This is a genomic window from Eggerthella sp., from assembly GCF_048329335.1.
In the GTDB taxonomy this organism is placed as follows: Bacteria; Actinomycetota; Coriobacteriia; order Coriobacteriales; family Eggerthellaceae; genus Eggerthella; species Eggerthella lenta.
In genome coordinates this window covers 1-14,199 of sequence record NZ_DBFEGU010000337.1, presented here as the reverse complement: position 1 = coordinate 14,199, position 14,199 = coordinate 1, and the positions used below count along the sequence as shown (strand labels likewise).

Here is a 14,199-nt window from a genome sequence, read left to right as displayed (position 1 = left end):
GTCGTGAGCGGAGGGAAAAACCCGGAGGGAAACGCTTCCCTTCCATGCGGACGAAAGGACGCGTTCCCCGACTTTTTCCCTTCCGTCCTTTTTGACGCGCATCGAGGATTTTCCCGATTTTCCCTCGGAGGGAAATTCTCGGCGAGAACCCGAGTTTTTCCGAGGGAAGGAAAAAGTACCCCCCTACGGGGGGTAAAGGTTTCCCTTTCTCTGGGGTCAAGGGGTGAAGGAAGGCGGGCTAAAGCTGCGCCCGCCGTCCTCCCTTCCCCTGCCCTTGACAAGCGGCGAGATTCGAACAAATTGACAGGAAGAAGGTAGCATTTATGCATTTCGACAGGATCGTGAGGACGGACATAGTGGCGGACGAGGGCGGCGTCCTCGCCACCATGCGGTTCGACGAGGAGGCCATCCGCGACATGGCGGGCAAGATCGACGCCGAGCTGTTCGACCGGATCGCCGCCGAGCGCGGCTACCTCAGGCAGGGAGTGGACGTCGCGGCGCTGATGAAGATCGCGGCGAAGCTCGAGGAGGACGCGGACTACGGGTCGTGGCAGGCCGAGACCGCCGGGCGCATCCGGGAGGCCGTCGAGGACGGGGACGTCCCGAAGCAGGTGAGCAACGTGCCGTACTGCCCGACATGCCTCTACGACGGGTACTGGTGCCTCGCGTCGGCGGACGCCGAAGGGTACGAGGCGCTGCGCTGCGCCGGATGCGGCCGCGACTACCGCCACAAGCGCCCTGGGAAGGGAGGCGATGCGTCATGACATCGGCGTGGTTGCTGCTCGCATCGACGGCCCCGCTCGCAGCGTTCTGCGCATGGGTGCTCGTCGGGGTGTACGGGCTTTTGAGAGACGAATGGGAAGCGAAGAGGAAGGACGACGACCGATGATGAAGAGCGTTTGCCCGGGATGCGGCCACGAGCAGGCGTGCGGGCACGCCGACGTGACGCACTGCGCCGACAGGGTGCCAGCCGCTTGGTGCAGCTGCGACATGCTGCGCAAGGCGGAGGCCGAGCGGGACGAGTGGAGGCGCGCCGCCGAATCCAAGCAGAGGCTGTACGAGCGGGCCAGGATGTCGTCGGTACGCCACCGGCGCGCGATGCTCCGCGCGCAGGACGAGCGGGACAGGTACCGGGCCAAGGCGCTGCAGCTCGTTTGCAGCAGGATCGAGTACTTCGGAAGCTGCGCGTGCGAGAGGTGCGCCGTGCGGCTGTCCGGAGGCGATGCGTCGTACGGTTACTGCGCCGCCGTGGTCGAGGAGGTGGACGGGGCATGAGCGGCTGCGACTTCAAGGCGCTCGCGGACAGCCTGTCCGAGCGGTTCCTGGCCGAGGGCTTCACCGTGCACCGCTACGACGCCTACAGCACGTCCAGCGTCTACCTCAAGCTCGACTGCGGCATGTGCAACTCGATCAGGATCAGCGACCATCGCGGCAAGAAGCACCTCGCCTACCGCTACAACATCGGCCCGTGGATCAAAAAGCGCTGGCACGACCACGACGGCAGGTACCCGCGGCACTACTACCCGATCGACGAGGCGGACGTGCTCGTGGCCAACGTGCTGCGCGACCGGGAGCGCCGCAAGAAGCGCTACGGAGAGGCCAAGTACGAGGCCCTGATGCGCGACAACGAGATCCAGGGCGCGCAGGCGACGTGCGGGTTCTGGTCGCAGGCGAGGAAGGTGGAGCGATGATCGAGTTCTTCGAGCCGATGGTGCCGCCGACCGCGACGCACAACGACATGGAGATCCACAGGATCGCCGGAAAGGCGGTTCTCGGCAAATCTGGGGCGCTGGAAGCGGCCGAGGCGAAGTGGGAGGCGCATTTGGCCAAACATGCCCCGCAGAAGCCGTTTGACGGCCCCGTGGCGGTGGAGATGCGCATCTGCTGGCCGACGGGCGGAAAGCGCGCCCAGGGATCGTGGCACGCCGTCAAGCCCGACGCGGACAACGTGGAGAAGACCGTGTTCGACGTGATGGCCAAGCTCGGCTACTTCGACAACGACAGCCGCATCGCGCTGCATTCGACTGCCAAGCTGTGGAGCGACCCGGCCGGCATCTACGTGAGGATGGAGGAGCTATGAGGGTGTACGTGGCGGGTCCCGTGACAGGCAGGCCGAGGCGCAACCTGGCGATGTTCGAGCATGCGGCGAAGCAGCTCGTGCAAGCCGGCCACGTCCCGGTCGTGCCGCACCGGCACGTCCCCGCCCAGGCGGAATGGCACGTCGCCATGAGGCGCTGCGTCGCGCTGCTGGCCGAATGCGACGGCGTGTGCCTGCTGCCCGGATGGAGGGGGAGCCGCGGCGCGCAGACCGAGTACCTGCTGGCGATGCGGCTCGACATGGACGTGCGAGAGCTGTCCCGATGGACCGGGTGACCTGTGGCGGACAATCGCCGCCGTACGAAGCGAGGCGATAGGAGGGCCATGGCGTCGACAAGCCGGCAGAAGCATCTGTTCGAGGACTACGACGGGTTCGTGGAGAAGTTCAAGCCGAAGAAGACCACCGACGACTGCTACACCCCGCCCGACGTCTACGACTGCGTGAGTGATTGGGCGTGCGAGCGGTTCGGTATCGATCCGAGCGGCATCGTGCGCCCGTTCTGGCCAGGAGGCGACTACGAGTCGTTCGACTATCCGGAGGGCTGCACGGTGCTCGACAACCCGCCGTTCTCGATCCTGTCCAAGATATGCGAGTTCTACCTGGACCGCGGGATCGGCTTCTTCCTGTTCGCCCCGGCCTTGACGGCGCTCAGCGGCGCGAAGACGTGCATGCGCACGAACCACGTGTTCGCCGATTGCGACATCGAGTACCACAACGGCGCAGTCGTGCGCACCTCGTTCGTCACGTCGTTCGGCGACAACGTGGCGGAGACAGCGCCGGACCTATTCCGCGCCGTGAAGCGCGTCCAGGACGAGAGGCGGTCGAAGGAGAGGCAGCGGCTCCCGAAGTACTCGTATCCGAGCCACGTGCTGACGGCGTCCATGCTCGGGAGGTACGCCAAGTACGGCGTGCGCCTGGAGGTCAAGCCGGGAGACTGCGCGCGCGTGAGCGCCCTGGACGCCCAGCGCGAAGCCGGGAAGAGGATCTACGGAGGAGGGCTGCTGCTGTCGGACGAGGCGGCGGGGCATCATGAGCGCGCAGAGCGCGCCGCAGCCGAGCGCGCCGCAGCCGAGCGCGCCGCCGCGCATAGGTGGGAGCTGTCCGACAGGGAGAGGGCGATCGTCGAATCGCTGGGGTGACATCTCCCCCATCATGCAACGTGCCGACGACGTGTCGGCACCCTCCTCTTCGCGCCCCGCCGTCCCCCTCCCGGCGGGGCGCATCCGTGTGACGCGCCTGGCAAGATGCCCGGCATGGCGAATCCCGAGAACATAGAGCCCCACAAGATCCGAAGCACGAGCGAAGCGCGGGAGAAGGGGCGCGCCGGCGGGCTGCGCTCGGGCGCACGCAGGCGCGAGCTGGCGAGCCTCAAGGAGGCCGCGCGGCTGATCCTGTCGATGGACTCGGCGTCGCCGAAGCACAACAAGGCGATGGAGCTGATGGGGCTGGATCCCGACGAGCGCACCAACGCCGCCGCCGTCACCGCCACCATGGTGATGCGCGCCGCCGAGGGCGACGTCAAGGCCTACGAGGCGCTGTCCAAGAACATGGCTCTGCTCGACTCCGACCGGCAGGCGGAGCGGGAGGACGCGGATCCCGCGGCCCGCCAGGCTCCCCCGTTCGATCTGTCCGCCGCCATCGCCCCGACGTTCTGCGCGGTCTCCCGCGCCGTCGAGGCCGGCATCCAGGAGGTCGTCCTCAAAGGCGGGCGCGGATCCGCGAAGTCGAGCTACGCGTACCAGAAGCAGCTCGACGTGTTCCTGGCGCGCCCGAACGCCATGTGGCTGTGCATGCGGCGCTTCGCCAACACCCTGCGCCGCAGCTGCTACGCCAACGTGCTGTGGGCGATCCGCAAGCGCGGCATGACGATCGGGCGCTCCGGCGAGGACGCGGATTTCACGGCATCGGTGTCGCCCATGGAGGTCGTCTACAACGCCACCGGGCAGAAGATCCTGTTCAGCGGCCTGGACGATCCGGAGAAGCTCAAGTCCATCACGTTCGACGATCCGCGCAAGAAGATCGAGATCCTGACGTGGGAGGAGTACTCCCAGTTCGACCCGGCCGACGTGCGCAACGTCGAGTACTCAGTGCTGCGCGCCGACTACGGCCTCGAGTTCAAGCTGTTCAACCCTCCCCCGGACTCGGAGCACTGGGCCAACCGCGAGGCCTCCGACAAGGCGGACGACCCCGCCGTCCTCGTGCACCACTCCACCTGGCGCGACGTGCCCGAGGAGTTCCTGGGCGCGCGCTTCGTCACCAACGCCGAGCGCATGTACCGCGAGAGCCCCGAGGCGGCGAGGAACGAGCTGGACGGCGAGTGCATAGAGCTCCAGGGCCGCGTCTTCCGCAACGTCGAGGAGTGCGAGGTCACCGACGAGGAGATCGCGGAGTTCGGGTGGATCCGGCGCGGCCTGGACTGGGGCTACGAGACGGACCCCTGGGTGCTCCTCGACGTAGCCTACGACCGCAAGCGGCGCGAGCTCGTCATCTACGGCGAGGAGTGGCGCCATCACATGCTCAACGCCGACACGGCGGCCGTCGTCAAGGAGCACCTGGCGGAGCGGGGATCGGACGGGCGCGCGATCCGCGACGAGGACGGCGAGCCCGTGTTCCGCCGCGACCTGCCGGCCAACGAGGTGCGCTGCGACATCGCGGAGCGCAAGAGCATCGCGGACTACCGCGCCTACGGCATCAACGCCGTGGGCGCGTCGAAGCGCGTCCCCGTCGCGGACGGCATCGTGTGGCTCAAGGGGCGCGCGCGCATCGTGATCGACCGCCGCCGCGCGCCCCTCGCCTACCAGGAGTTCGTCCGCTACCGCGCGGAGATCGACGAAGAGGGCCGCTTCCGCGGGTACCCGGACAAGGACAACCACGCTATCGACGCCGTGCGCTACGCGGTGTTCGACCTCATAGCAGACCCCGACACACCGTAAGGAGACAGGCAATGGCAAAGATCGCGACGGAGGGCGGCGGCTGGAGGGGCGCGGCCGAGAGGTGGCTGCAGGGGCTCGGCTACCCGGCGGCCTGCATCGAGACCCCCATGAGCGGATTCGTGGACGAGTGGTGGCGCTACTACAGGTCCGAGGCCGACTTCTACGTCAGCGAGCTGCGCGACGTCAACGGCACGCCTCACACCGTCAAGGTGCGCAGCTGCACGCCGGCGCGCATGGTGTGCGAGGACATGGCCGGCCTGATCTACAACGAGCGGGCGAGCGTGAGCGTGGCCGAGGACGGCCAAGCCGGCCAGGCCGCCGAATGGCTCGCGGGCTGGCTCGCGCGCACCCGCTTCGACGACGGCGCGCCCCAGCTCGTGCAGCGCATGTGCGCCACCGGAACGGGGGCGTGGGCCCTGCACCTGCGCGGAGTGCAGGCGTTCGGCAGATCGCCCGGCCTCGGCGTGTCGCCGCAGCGCTACGACGCGCGCCACATCGCGCCGCTCGACTGGGACGGCGAGGAGTGCACGGCCTGCGCGTTCGTCTCGCAGGTCGCCGTGCGCGGCGAGCTGCTGACCCAGGTCGAGGTTCACCGGCCGAACGACCGCGGAGACTACGAGATCATGACCCGGTTCTTCCGCGACGACGGCGAGACGGTCGTGCCGGACGGCTACTCGGACGGCGCGATCAGCACGCGGCAGCCGCGCAAGACGTTCGAGCTTGTCACGCTCGCCCTCGACAACCCGTACTGGGAGGGGTCGCCGTTCGGCGTGGCGCTGTTCGACGCGGCCCTGGGAGCGATCGAGACGACCGAGCTGGCGTTCGACAACATCGGCAACGAGCTGGTGCTGGGGCGCAAGATGGTGATGATTCCCGAAGCGATGCTGCGCCGCGACGAGGCGACCGGCCGGATGATGCTGCCGCAGGAGGAGCGCCTGCAGTTCTACGTCGCCCTCAAGGACGCGACGGTGTACGCGGACGGGCGGCCCATGATCACCGAGTACAACCCGAGCCTGCGCGCCGACGAGGACGTGAGGATGCTGTCCACCGCGCTGCAGGTGCTGGGCAAGCGCTGCGGGTTCGGCACCAAGTACTACGCCCTGGACGAGTCGGGCGGCGTGGCCACGGCCAAGCAGGTCGCGTCCGACAACGCCGAGATGATGCGCACCGTCCACAAGCACGAGCAGATCGTGCGCCCCGCCATCGAGGGCATCGTCACGGCCGCCGCATCCGTGTGCCGCAGCCTGGGCGGCCTGGCGATCCCCGATATCGAGGGCGCGGTCAACGTCGTGATGGGCGACTCGATCATCCAGGACGACGACAGCCTTCGCGAGCGCGACCGCGCCGACGTGGCGGCGGGCCTGCTGGCCCCGTGGCGCTACATGGTGCGCTGGCAGGGCTACAGCGAGGACGAGGCACGCGAGGAGTGCGGGCTCGCGGACGCGTCCTCCGCGCTCCCCGTCGAGGCCTAAGCCATGGCGGTCGAGCCCGAGGACGTCGGAGCGCTGGCCGACGCGATCGTGCACGGCGCGGAGGAGCGCCTGGTCGCCGACCTGACGCGAGCGCTGGTGGACGGCCTGGCGGACGGGATCATCGGAGGCTCCCAGGCGGAAGCGCTCGAAGCGCTCGCCAGGGCCAACCGCGCGAGGCTCGACCAGATCCTGGCCGAGCACGCCTCGAAGGTGTCCGGCGAGGTGCGCTCGCGCACGCTGGCCGCCTTGGAGCGCGCCGACGCGCGCGACGTGTCGGACCTGGAGGCGTACTACGGAGCGGCGGCAGTCGCTCGGGCCATGGACGGCGCGTCCGCGGCGTGGGCGGAGATCTCCCACCAAACCGCCCTGGGCCTCGCCGAGATCGTGGCGCGGCAGAACATCGCCATGGCCGGCGCCGCGGAGCGGCTGTGGTACGAGGTCGCCGGCGACGCGATAGCGGCGCGCAACCTGGGCGTCGACCCCCTGGACCGGATCCTGGCGCGCGCCGTCTGCAGGATCGCGGCGCACGGCGTCGAGACGATCGATTACAAGAGCGGGATCATGAGCCAGATCGACGTGGCCGTGCGCCGCCACGTCGTGAGCCAGGCGTCCCAGGCCGGGGGGCGCATGACGCTCGCCCGCCTGGCCGCGATCGGCCACGATCTCGTGATAACGTCCGCCCACTACGGCGCTCGCCCGTCCCATGCCGAGTGGCAGGGCCGCCCGTGCTGCGTCTCCGGCCCCAAGCTCGTCGGAGGGGTCCAGTACCCCGGACTCATCCAGCTCACCGGGTACGGCGGCGTGGGCGGCCTCAAAGGGGTCAACTGCCGCCACTCCATAGGGCCGTACTACCCCGGCGTCACCGAGCTGCCCGACCTGTCGTTCCCGCGCGAGTCCGGTCATTTCGGGATGACGTCGGAGGAGTGCTACGAGGCCATGCAGCGCCAGCGCGAGCTGGAGCGGCGCGTGCGCGGGACGAAGCGGGAGATAGCGGCCATGGAGCAGGCCGGCATCGGGCTGGAGACGCCCCGCTACGCGCAGAAGCGCCTGCTCCTCGGCCGCCAGCAGCAGGCGCTGCGGAAGCACTGCGAGGAGAGCGGCCTCGTGCGCAACTACCCGCGCGAGAAGGCGTACGGCGTGGGCGCGCAGCCCAGGGCGCTGAGAGCCGCGGCGAAGGCGAAGGCCGCGGGGCGCTACAGGCACCCGGCGAGCCAGGAGAGGATCGACGCGCTGGCGTCGGGCGCGCTCGCCGGCGTCAGGTTCTCGGCGCCGCCGACGTACAACGGCAGGATCAGGACTCCGGGGCTGACGAAGGTCGGCTACGACGGCGACGGCCGGAAGTACGCCGGCCCGGTCTACATCGGCAAGCAGGCCAAGCCCGGGGACGCCGAGCTCGTCGACACGATCCTGCACGAGGAGCTGGAGGCGCGCATCTGGCTCAACAGGCACGGAAGCGAGCGCTATTGGCGCCTGAACAGCGCCGGAGACGACGAGAGGCACGCGTACATCCAGAAGATCATCGACCGCTATGTTAGAATGAAGGGCATATCATGAACAAGATCGAGGACATATTCGACGTTCTGCTCGAAGGGACGAAAGCGCAGATCGACGCGCTGGAAGGATGCGGCGCATCGTACCGCTACTCCATGGAGAGCGGTACGTTCACCGTCTCGCTCGGGCGCGACGAGATCAGGGCGCACAAGCTGTTCGACCCTCCGGCCTGCACGAGGTGGCGAGGGTTCGAGCACGCGTTCTAGGCGAGCCCGCTTCGGCGGGCTTTTTTGCCGCCAAAAAAATACGTATATATATACTATACTTCACTTTACGTTGATATCTACGTATGCTATAATGATTGCATCGAAAGGGACGAGGAAAGGAAACGGAAATGAAGTTCGACGAGATCAGCTGCTACGCCACGGTCAACGCAACCGACGGCGCGAAGGTCGCCGAGCTTGCCGAGTCCATGAAGGAGAACGGCTGGAAGGGCGCCCCCATCCTCGTGTGCAACATGGGCCTCGTCACCGGATCGCACCGCCTCGCCGCGCTCAAGGCGATCGACTCCGATGCGGAATACGACGGAGAGGTTCTTTACGAGGACGTTGCCGAAGACGTGACCGACGAGATCAACGACTACTGCGAGCGCGAGGGCATCGGCTTCGAAGAGATCCAGTTCGACAACCTGCGCGACGTGTTCGCCGGGACGTGGGTCGAGGAATACAAAGACGAGATCGTCGAGTGGTAGGAGACGAAATGAACAAGGTCATCAACGGCAAGCGGTACGACACCGACAAGGCGGAGCAGATCGCGCAGAGCGACAACGGCTGCTACGTCGGCGACCTGGACTACTACTGCGAGACCCTCTACCGCAAGCGCACGGGCGAGTTCTTCCTGCACTCCGAGGGCGGGCCGCGCACGAGGTGCGCCAAGCGCGACGGCTCGGGATGGGCCGGCGGCGAGGAGATAAGCCCGCAGTCGTACGAAGAGGCGCGCGAATGGGCCGAGGAGAACATGGACGCAGACGGGTACGCCTCCGTGTTCGGCGATCCGGACGACGACGGCGCGACGGTTCCCGCCATGCTCAGCATCAGCGCGAGCGCGAAGGCGAAGCTTGAGCGCGAGGCGTCGCGCACCGGCAAGACGCAATCGCGCATCGTCGAAGAACTCATTGAGGCGATGTGACCGCATGGGAGCGCCAGTCGATATTGCCGGCCAGAGGTTCGGACGGCTCGTCGCCGTGAGGGTCGCACAGTCGAAGCCGAGGAAATGGCTGTGCAGATGCGACTGCGGAAACGATACGGTAGTCCTGACGCGCGACCTGCGCAACGGCAACACGACATCGTGCGGGTGCCGCAAGAAGGACTACGAGGACCTGACGGGCGAAAGGTTCGGCAAGCTCGTAGCAGAAGAGTACGCCGGAAACTCCAACGGTTACTCGATGTGGCTGTGCGGATGCGATTGCGGGCGCAAGGTCACCGTGCGCTCGGTGTCGCTCAAAGACGGCAACACCCGCTCGTGCGGGTGCCTCTCCTCAGAGGTCGAGCGCATGCCCTCCGACGCGGTGGACGGCACCAAGCTCGGAAATCTAGGTGGAACGCCGACATGCCAGAACACCAGCGGCGTCAGGGGTGTGTCGTGGAACAGACAGAAAGGCAAGTGGGAGGCTTACATCAAGTTCCAGGGGAAGAAGCGAAGACTTGGCTTATTCGATGATATAGCCGCCGCAGCCGAGGCGCGCAGGGAAGCGGAGCAGGAGCTGTTCGACCCCGTGCTAGAAGCCCATGGGCTGGAACCGACGAGCGAGGCCGAGTACGAGGAGGCACTGCGAAAAGCGGTCGATAACGAGAAAACCAACTAGCGGCAATCGTCCGCATGAGCCGCCCTACGGGGCGGCTTTTTTCATGCCCGGTGACACCTCCCCCATCATGCTGCCATCGCGAGCGCCGAGCGAAGAGGCGCATCGTTCGCCGGCCCCGAGCGGAGAGGGGCGCGTCAAGCGCGCAGGGAAGCGCGTACAAAACACGACGATAGGAGCAGGATGGCCAACCAGGATCCCAACACCGACCCCGCGGGCGCGGGCCAGCAGACCGACCCGAAGCCGAACGGCGACGGCGGCGCAAAGGGCGAGCCCGACCTCAAAGCGCAGAACGCGCGCCTCACCCAGGAGCGCGACGATTGGAAGAAGCGCGCCGAGGAGGCCGAGGGCCAGCTCAAAGACCTCAACGACAGCCTGGCCAAAGCCCTTACCGAGGACGACGTGAAGGCCGCCGTCGAGGAGGCGCAAGGCGAGGCCAAGAAGGCGGCGGACGCCGCCGAGAGCGCGTGGAAGCAGCGCGAGAAGTCCCTCGTGGTCGAGAACGCGCTGATCGCCGCGGGATGCAGCGACACCGTGGGCGCGATCGCCCACCTGGACATGGACGGCATCGACGTGGCCAAGGACGGGCACGTGTCCGGCCTCGATGTCGCCAAGGTCAAGGAGTCCTACCCCCACCTGTTCGACGCGAAAACCGTGGTCAGCTCGGCGGCGACGCCCGGCGGCCCGGCCAAGAAGATGACCAAGGACGAGATCATGGCGATCAAGGACCCGGCCGAGCGCCGGGCGAAGATCGCCGAGCACATGGATCTCTTCGAGTAAGGAGAAGAAACATGCCTGCAGACGCAAACATGCAGAAGGCGGCGGACTTCGCGAAAGTGAGCGCCGTCGACTTCGCCGCGCGATTCGAGACGAACATCAACCAGCTCGCCGAGCTGCTCGGCATCACGCGCAGGATCGAGAAGAAGCCCGGCCAGGTCGTGAAGACCTACAAGGTGACCGGCAAGCTTGAGGACGGCAACGTCGCCGAGGGCGAGGTCATCCCCCTGTCCAAGTACAAGACCGAGGTCGGCGAGATCTTCGAGCTCAAGCTCAAGAAGTGGCGCAAGCAGACCTCCTACGAGGCCATCAACGACAAGGGCTACGAGCAGGCGGTCGAGGACACCGACGCGAAGATGCTGCGCGACGTCCAGGAGAGCATCCGCAAGGACTTCTTCGACTTCCTCCCCACCGGGACGGGCACGGCAGCCGGCGAGGGCCTGCAGGGCGCGCTCGCCGCCTGCTGGACGAAGAACCAGGTGCTGTGGGAGGACACCGACGCGAGCGGCTACCTCTACTTCGTCAACCCCGAGGACATCGGCGAGTACCTGGCCAAGAAGGACGTCACCGTGCAGACGGCGTTCGGCATGACCTACCTCGAGGCGTTCCTGGGCATCTACGACGTGCTGGTGTACACCGGCGTGCCGAAGGGCAAGGTCATCACGACGGCCAAGGACAACATCATCCTCTACTACACGAACCCCAAGAACGGGGACGTGGCCAAGGCGTTCGAGTTCGTTACCGACACGACCGGCCTCATCGGCGTGCATCGAACCGTAGACTACGACGACCTGACCACGAAGACGACCGTGCTCACCGGCTCCAAGCTGTTCGCCGAGGTCATGGACGGCATCGTGGTGTGCGCCATCGAGACCCCGTCGGCAACGCCCGCGCCGAACCCCGCAGGCTAGGCGATGCTCGGCCACGCCCCGACATACGCATGGTACTCGGCGGAGTACGGATCCGGCAGGCTCGGGCAGGACGAATACGAGGCCGTCCTGCCCGACGCCGAGGCGCGCGTCGACGAGAGGATCGCGCACCGCGACCTGTCGGCGATGCCGGACGGCGAGATCGACGCGTACAAGCGCGCCGTGTGCGCCGCCTGCGAGGCGCTAGCCGACCCGGCGGCATCGTCCTACACCGCCGGCGGCGTGTCCGAGCGCCTCGTGGACGCCGCGTCGATGTCGGTGGACCGGGCTATCGACCGCATGCTCGCGCAGGCGCCGGGTCGGATCCTCTACGGGGCCTGGCTGTGAGCCGCGCGTACCCGCACACCGTCACCGTGTGGCGCCGCGACGGCGAGGACGGCGAGCGCCGCGCCGTGTGGGCCAGGCGCGTCCTGCGCGGGGTCAGGTGGATCGAGGCCAGGGCCAAGAGCTCCGACATGGAGGACTCCGCGAGGGACGAGGCGCGCCTGCTCGTCCCCCGCGGCACGGGCGGATGCGGCACGTCGTGGGAGCCGCGCAGGGGCGACCGAGCCATGCTCGGCGCGTCGTCGTCCCCCGGCCCAGAGCCGCAGGCGCTCGCCGTCGAGTCGGTGGAGCCGGTGCGCCGAGGGCGGGCGGTCGACCACTACGAGGCGACGGCGCGATGAAGGTTTCGGCGAAGCTCGGAAGCTGCGACCTGTCCCGCGCCATCGCCAAGGCCAAAGGCATGGAGCGGGCCGTCACGACCGGGGTGACGCTCGCAGCCCGCGAGGACTGCAAGCCCTACGTGCCGTACCTCGACGGGCACCTGAGGGGCACGGCGGAGACCGAGAGCGTGCCGGAGGACGGGCTGCTCGTCTGGGGCAACGCGTCGGTGCCGTACGCCAGGGCGCAGTACTACGGGCTGCCGAACAAGCGCTGGCCGGGCACGTGCATGCAATGGTTCGACCCGGCGAAGGCGGCCAACATCAGCAAGTGGATCAGGATAGCCGGGACCAAGGCGGGAGGCGTGGCGAATGGAAGGTGACATGGATCGGGCCGACGTGGTGGAGCGGCTGTACGGGGCCGTCGAGGCGCTCGTGCTGTCCTCACCGGCCGGCCTGCGGTGCGAGTACGAGTACCTGCCGACCGACCGCTCGGAGCTGCCGTGCGTGTCGATGCAGGTGCTCGACGGCGATCCGATCGAGCGGCGCTATCTCGACGGCGGGACGGTCTGGAGGCTGCCCGTCGCGCTCGTGCTGCGGCAGGCGGCGGACGACACCGCCGAGCGGCTCGACGCTCAGGCGATCCTGCGATCCCTGTCCGCCGCCGTGCGGTCCCTCGCGGATCCGTCGGCCGATTACGCGCTCGACCTCGGGCCCGGCACGCGCCTACGCGAGATCGAGGCCGGGACGCTGCCCGCGAGGGTGCAGGCGGCGCCCGGAACCACCGACTACCGGGTGACGCTGGTGGTCAAATACAAGACGCAGCGATAGGAAGGAGGCTCGTCCATGGCGAACGAAGACGTCGCGTGGGGCTACGAGCTCGAGAATTACATCAACATCGGCACGCCCGAGGCCCCGAAATGGGTCAAGGCGACCGAGCTGCTCAGCTGGGAGCAGTCCGGCGAGTCGAAGACCTACGAGCCGGCATGGATCGACCGGAAGACCCCGCCGACGCTCACCTACGGCCGATCCTGCTCCATCAACATGGAGAAGGACACCGTGCGCGACGGCGAGCTCGACGAGTGGATCTTCAAACATCGAAACGACCTCGACGTGCCCTGCGAGATCGCCAAGGTGTACACCTGGAAGCTCGACGAGGCCGGCAAGGCGCTCGCCGACAAGGCGGCGTTCAAGTTCACCGCGAACCCGCACTCCAACTCCAACCAAGGCCAGCCCGTGACCAGCGCCGGCACGTTCAACATGAGCGACGAGGCGTGGAGCGAGGGCACGTGGGACGCGTCGGCCAAGGCGTTCGCGCCCGCAGGGCAGGCGCCGTCCGTCTCCGAGGCGGGCCCGCAGGGATAGCAAGGCGTTCCGGAGGGCGCGGGCTTACTCCTTTCACCGCGCCCTCCTACGCATACGACGACGATCAGGATAGACGGAGGGTTAGACATGGGTTTCACTTTTTCAAAGCACACGGTGGACGTCGAGATCGAGGGCAAGTCGTACGAGATAAACCTCGGCGATGCGGACGTGCTGGACAAGGTGCAGAAGTGGAGCGAGAAGCTGGGCCGCGTCGATTACGCGCAGCTGGCCGGCGACAGCGGCCGCATGGCGCTGCTCGCGCAGGACGTGCGCGGCTACCTCAAGGCGCTGCTCGGAGACGAGCAGTTCGCCGACATCTTCAAGGCTCGCAAGTTCGACTTCATCGACGGCTTGGAGCTTTTCGCCTACCTCTACGCCGAGGTGACCAAGAGCCGCGTCGACGAGGGATTCCGGGCGAACCTGGCCAAGTACCTGCCCGACGTCGACTGGGACGCCGCCGAAGCGTCCGAGTAGGCGCATGGATCCCAGCATCGTCCTCGGCCGCGCGCCGTCCTCCGTCAAGGTGGGCGGCGCGCCCGTCTCCATCGCCACGTCGTTCCGCGCCGGGATCCGCGCCATGCAGGCCGCCGACGATCCCGACCTGGGCGACGCCGGTCGCGCGCAGGCGATCC

At 67.6% G+C, this 14,199-nt stretch carries 21 protein-coding genes; all 21 read left to right on the top strand.

Annotated features, from left to right (window positions below):
- The first annotated feature begins 323 nt into the window (after positions 1-323).
- The 21 genes from ACMO6A_RS10540 (at position 324) to ACMO6A_RS10440 (ending at position 14,041) form a co-directional block, all read left to right on the top strand.
- Positions 324-764 carry a hypothetical protein gene (locus ACMO6A_RS10540; RefSeq protein ID WP_114550736.1) on the top strand — a complete coding sequence of 147 codons (441 nt, stop codon included), beginning with the start codon at positions 324-326 and terminating at the stop codon, positions 762-764.
- Positions 765-885: 121 nt separating this feature from the next.
- Positions 886-1,275 (top strand): hypothetical protein, encoded by a 390-nt coding sequence (locus ACMO6A_RS10535; RefSeq protein WP_114526500.1) that lies wholly within the window; start codon positions 886-888, stop codon positions 1,273-1,275.
- Entirely contained in the window at positions 1,272-1,691 is a 420-nt protein-coding gene (locus ACMO6A_RS10530) for a hypothetical protein (protein WP_181872660.1), read from the top strand. The genes ACMO6A_RS10535 and ACMO6A_RS10530 overlap by 4 nt, the downstream gene beginning before the upstream one ends.
- The gene (locus tag ACMO6A_RS10525; protein WP_161172706.1) at positions 1,688-2,080 is read left to right on the top strand and encodes a RusA family crossover junction endodeoxyribonuclease; all 393 of its coding nucleotides are present in this window, start codon (positions 1,688-1,690) and stop codon (positions 2,078-2,080) included. Before ACMO6A_RS10530 ends, ACMO6A_RS10525 begins: the two co-directional genes overlap by 4 nt.
- Positions 2,077-2,373, top strand: a complete 297-nt coding sequence (locus ACMO6A_RS10520; protein ID WP_114516609.1) for a DUF4406 domain-containing protein — start codon at positions 2,077-2,079, stop codon at positions 2,371-2,373. The genes ACMO6A_RS10525 and ACMO6A_RS10520 overlap by 4 nt, the downstream gene beginning before the upstream one ends.
- A 48-nt stretch (positions 2,374-2,421) precedes the next feature.
- Positions 2,422-3,237 carry a hypothetical protein gene (locus ACMO6A_RS10515; RefSeq protein ID WP_195631307.1) on the top strand — a complete coding sequence of 272 codons (816 nt, stop codon included), beginning with the start codon at positions 2,422-2,424 and terminating at the stop codon, positions 3,235-3,237.
- Between the two features lie 114 nt (positions 3,238-3,351).
- Positions 3,352-5,031, top strand: coding sequence for a PBSX family phage terminase large subunit (locus tag ACMO6A_RS10510; RefSeq protein WP_181872659.1), 1,680 nt, complete (start codon positions 3,352-3,354; stop codon positions 5,029-5,031).
- An 11-nt stretch (positions 5,032-5,042) separates the two neighbouring features.
- Positions 5,043-6,503: a hypothetical protein gene (locus ACMO6A_RS10505; RefSeq protein ID WP_195260196.1), complete on the top strand. Its 1,461-nt coding sequence runs from the start codon at positions 5,043-5,045 to the stop codon at positions 6,501-6,503.
- Positions 6,504-6,506: 3 nt separating this feature from the next.
- Positions 6,507-8,057 (top strand): phage minor capsid protein, encoded by a 1,551-nt coding sequence (locus ACMO6A_RS10500; RefSeq protein WP_195260195.1) that lies wholly within the window; start codon positions 6,507-6,509, stop codon positions 8,055-8,057.
- On the top strand, positions 8,054-8,260 hold the full coding sequence (locus ACMO6A_RS10495; RefSeq protein WP_114516605.1) for a hypothetical protein: 207 nt from the start codon (positions 8,054-8,056) through the stop codon (positions 8,258-8,260). The genes ACMO6A_RS10500 and ACMO6A_RS10495 overlap by 4 nt, the downstream gene beginning before the upstream one ends.
- Before the next feature lie 128 nt (positions 8,261-8,388).
- Entirely contained in the window at positions 8,389-8,745 is a 357-nt protein-coding gene (locus ACMO6A_RS10490; protein WP_114550743.1) for a ParB N-terminal domain-containing protein, read from the top strand.
- A gap of 8 nt (positions 8,746-8,753) precedes the next feature.
- Positions 8,754-9,182 (top strand): hypothetical protein, encoded by a 429-nt coding sequence (locus ACMO6A_RS10485; RefSeq protein WP_181872209.1) that lies wholly within the window; start codon positions 8,754-8,756, stop codon positions 9,180-9,182.
- A 4-nt stretch (positions 9,183-9,186) separates the two neighbouring features.
- Complete coding sequence (locus ACMO6A_RS10480; RefSeq protein WP_114550744.1) at positions 9,187-9,858, top strand: AP2 domain-containing protein; 672 nt, start codon at positions 9,187-9,189, stop codon at positions 9,856-9,858.
- A gap of 180 nt (positions 9,859-10,038) precedes the next feature.
- The gene (locus tag ACMO6A_RS10475) at positions 10,039-10,635 is read left to right on the top strand and encodes a phage scaffolding protein (protein ID WP_114550745.1); all 597 of its coding nucleotides are present in this window, start codon (positions 10,039-10,041) and stop codon (positions 10,633-10,635) included.
- Between the two features lie 11 nt (positions 10,636-10,646).
- Positions 10,647-11,543 (top strand): hypothetical protein, encoded by an 897-nt coding sequence (locus tag ACMO6A_RS10470; protein ID WP_256185522.1) that lies wholly within the window; start codon positions 10,647-10,649, stop codon positions 11,541-11,543.
- Between the two features lie 3 nt (positions 11,544-11,546).
- Positions 11,547-11,888 carry a hypothetical protein gene (locus ACMO6A_RS10465; protein ID WP_114516599.1) on the top strand — a complete coding sequence of 114 codons (342 nt, stop codon included), beginning with the start codon at positions 11,547-11,549 and terminating at the stop codon, positions 11,886-11,888.
- Positions 11,885-12,226: a hypothetical protein gene (locus ACMO6A_RS10460; RefSeq protein ID WP_195631312.1), complete on the top strand. Its 342-nt coding sequence runs from the start codon at positions 11,885-11,887 to the stop codon at positions 12,224-12,226. The genes ACMO6A_RS10465 and ACMO6A_RS10460 overlap by 4 nt, the downstream gene beginning before the upstream one ends.
- Complete coding sequence (locus ACMO6A_RS10455) at positions 12,223-12,585, top strand: minor capsid protein (RefSeq protein WP_161172703.1); 363 nt, start codon at positions 12,223-12,225, stop codon at positions 12,583-12,585. The genes ACMO6A_RS10460 and ACMO6A_RS10455 overlap by 4 nt, the downstream gene beginning before the upstream one ends.
- Position 12,586: 1 nt before the next feature.
- On the top strand, positions 12,587-13,033 hold the full coding sequence (locus tag ACMO6A_RS10450) for a hypothetical protein (protein WP_161172702.1): 447 nt from the start codon (positions 12,587-12,589) through the stop codon (positions 13,031-13,033).
- Positions 13,034-13,048: 15 nt separating this feature from the next.
- A complete protein-coding gene (locus ACMO6A_RS10445; protein WP_418471230.1) occupies positions 13,049-13,567 on the top strand; it encodes a hypothetical protein in 519 nt (172 codons plus the stop codon).
- Between the two features lie 87 nt (positions 13,568-13,654).
- Complete coding sequence (locus ACMO6A_RS10440) at positions 13,655-14,041, top strand: hypothetical protein (protein WP_161172700.1); 387 nt, start codon at positions 13,655-13,657, stop codon at positions 14,039-14,041.
- Positions 14,042-14,199 lie beyond the last annotated feature (158 nt).

Excerpts from the sequence above, each read along its gene's own strand:
- ACMO6A_RS10495 (WP_114516605.1), top strand. The coding sequence starts at position 8,054 with ATGAACAAGATCGAGGACATATTCGACGTTCTGCTCGAAGGGACGAAA.
- ACMO6A_RS10485 (WP_181872209.1), top strand. The coding sequence starts at position 8,754 with ATGAACAAGGTCATCAACGGCAAGCGGTACGACACCGACAAGGCGGAG.
- ACMO6A_RS10520 (WP_114516609.1), top strand. The coding sequence starts at position 2,077 with ATGAGGGTGTACGTGGCGGGTCCCGTGACAGGCAGGCCGAGGCGCAAC.
- ACMO6A_RS10445 (WP_418471230.1), top strand. The coding sequence starts at position 13,049 with ATGGCGAACGAAGACGTCGCGTGGGGCTACGAGCTCGAGAATTACATC.
- ACMO6A_RS10475 (WP_114550745.1), top strand. The coding sequence starts at position 10,039 with ATGGCCAACCAGGATCCCAACACCGACCCCGCGGGCGCGGGCCAGCAG.
- ACMO6A_RS10440 (WP_161172700.1), top strand. The coding sequence starts at position 13,655 with ATGGGTTTCACTTTTTCAAAGCACACGGTGGACGTCGAGATCGAGGGC.
- ACMO6A_RS10535 (WP_114526500.1), top strand. The coding sequence starts at position 886 with ATGATGAAGAGCGTTTGCCCGGGATGCGGCCACGAGCAGGCGTGCGGG.
- ACMO6A_RS10470 (WP_256185522.1), top strand. The coding sequence starts at position 10,647 with ATGCCTGCAGACGCAAACATGCAGAAGGCGGCGGACTTCGCGAAAGTG.
- ACMO6A_RS10465 (WP_114516599.1), top strand. The coding sequence starts at position 11,547 with ATGCTCGGCCACGCCCCGACATACGCATGGTACTCGGCGGAGTACGGA.
- ACMO6A_RS10490 (WP_114550743.1), top strand. The coding sequence starts at position 8,389 with ATGAAGTTCGACGAGATCAGCTGCTACGCCACGGTCAACGCAACCGAC.
- ACMO6A_RS10530 (WP_181872660.1), top strand. The coding sequence starts at position 1,272 with ATGAGCGGCTGCGACTTCAAGGCGCTCGCGGACAGCCTGTCCGAGCGG.
- ACMO6A_RS10480 (WP_114550744.1), top strand. The coding sequence starts at position 9,187 with ATGGGAGCGCCAGTCGATATTGCCGGCCAGAGGTTCGGACGGCTCGTC.
- ACMO6A_RS10525 (WP_161172706.1), top strand. The coding sequence starts at position 1,688 with ATGATCGAGTTCTTCGAGCCGATGGTGCCGCCGACCGCGACGCACAAC.
- ACMO6A_RS10510 (WP_181872659.1), top strand. The coding sequence starts at position 3,352 with ATGGCGAATCCCGAGAACATAGAGCCCCACAAGATCCGAAGCACGAGC.
- ACMO6A_RS10505 (WP_195260196.1), top strand. The coding sequence starts at position 5,043 with ATGGCAAAGATCGCGACGGAGGGCGGCGGCTGGAGGGGCGCGGCCGAG.
- ACMO6A_RS10540 (WP_114550736.1), top strand. The coding sequence starts at position 324 with ATGCATTTCGACAGGATCGTGAGGACGGACATAGTGGCGGACGAGGGC.
- ACMO6A_RS10455 (WP_161172703.1), top strand. The coding sequence starts at position 12,223 with ATGAAGGTTTCGGCGAAGCTCGGAAGCTGCGACCTGTCCCGCGCCATC.
- ACMO6A_RS10450 (WP_161172702.1), top strand. The coding sequence starts at position 12,587 with ATGGATCGGGCCGACGTGGTGGAGCGGCTGTACGGGGCCGTCGAGGCG.
- ACMO6A_RS10500 (WP_195260195.1), top strand. The coding sequence starts at position 6,507 with ATGGCGGTCGAGCCCGAGGACGTCGGAGCGCTGGCCGACGCGATCGTG.
- ACMO6A_RS10515 (WP_195631307.1), top strand. The coding sequence starts at position 2,422 with ATGGCGTCGACAAGCCGGCAGAAGCATCTGTTCGAGGACTACGACGGG.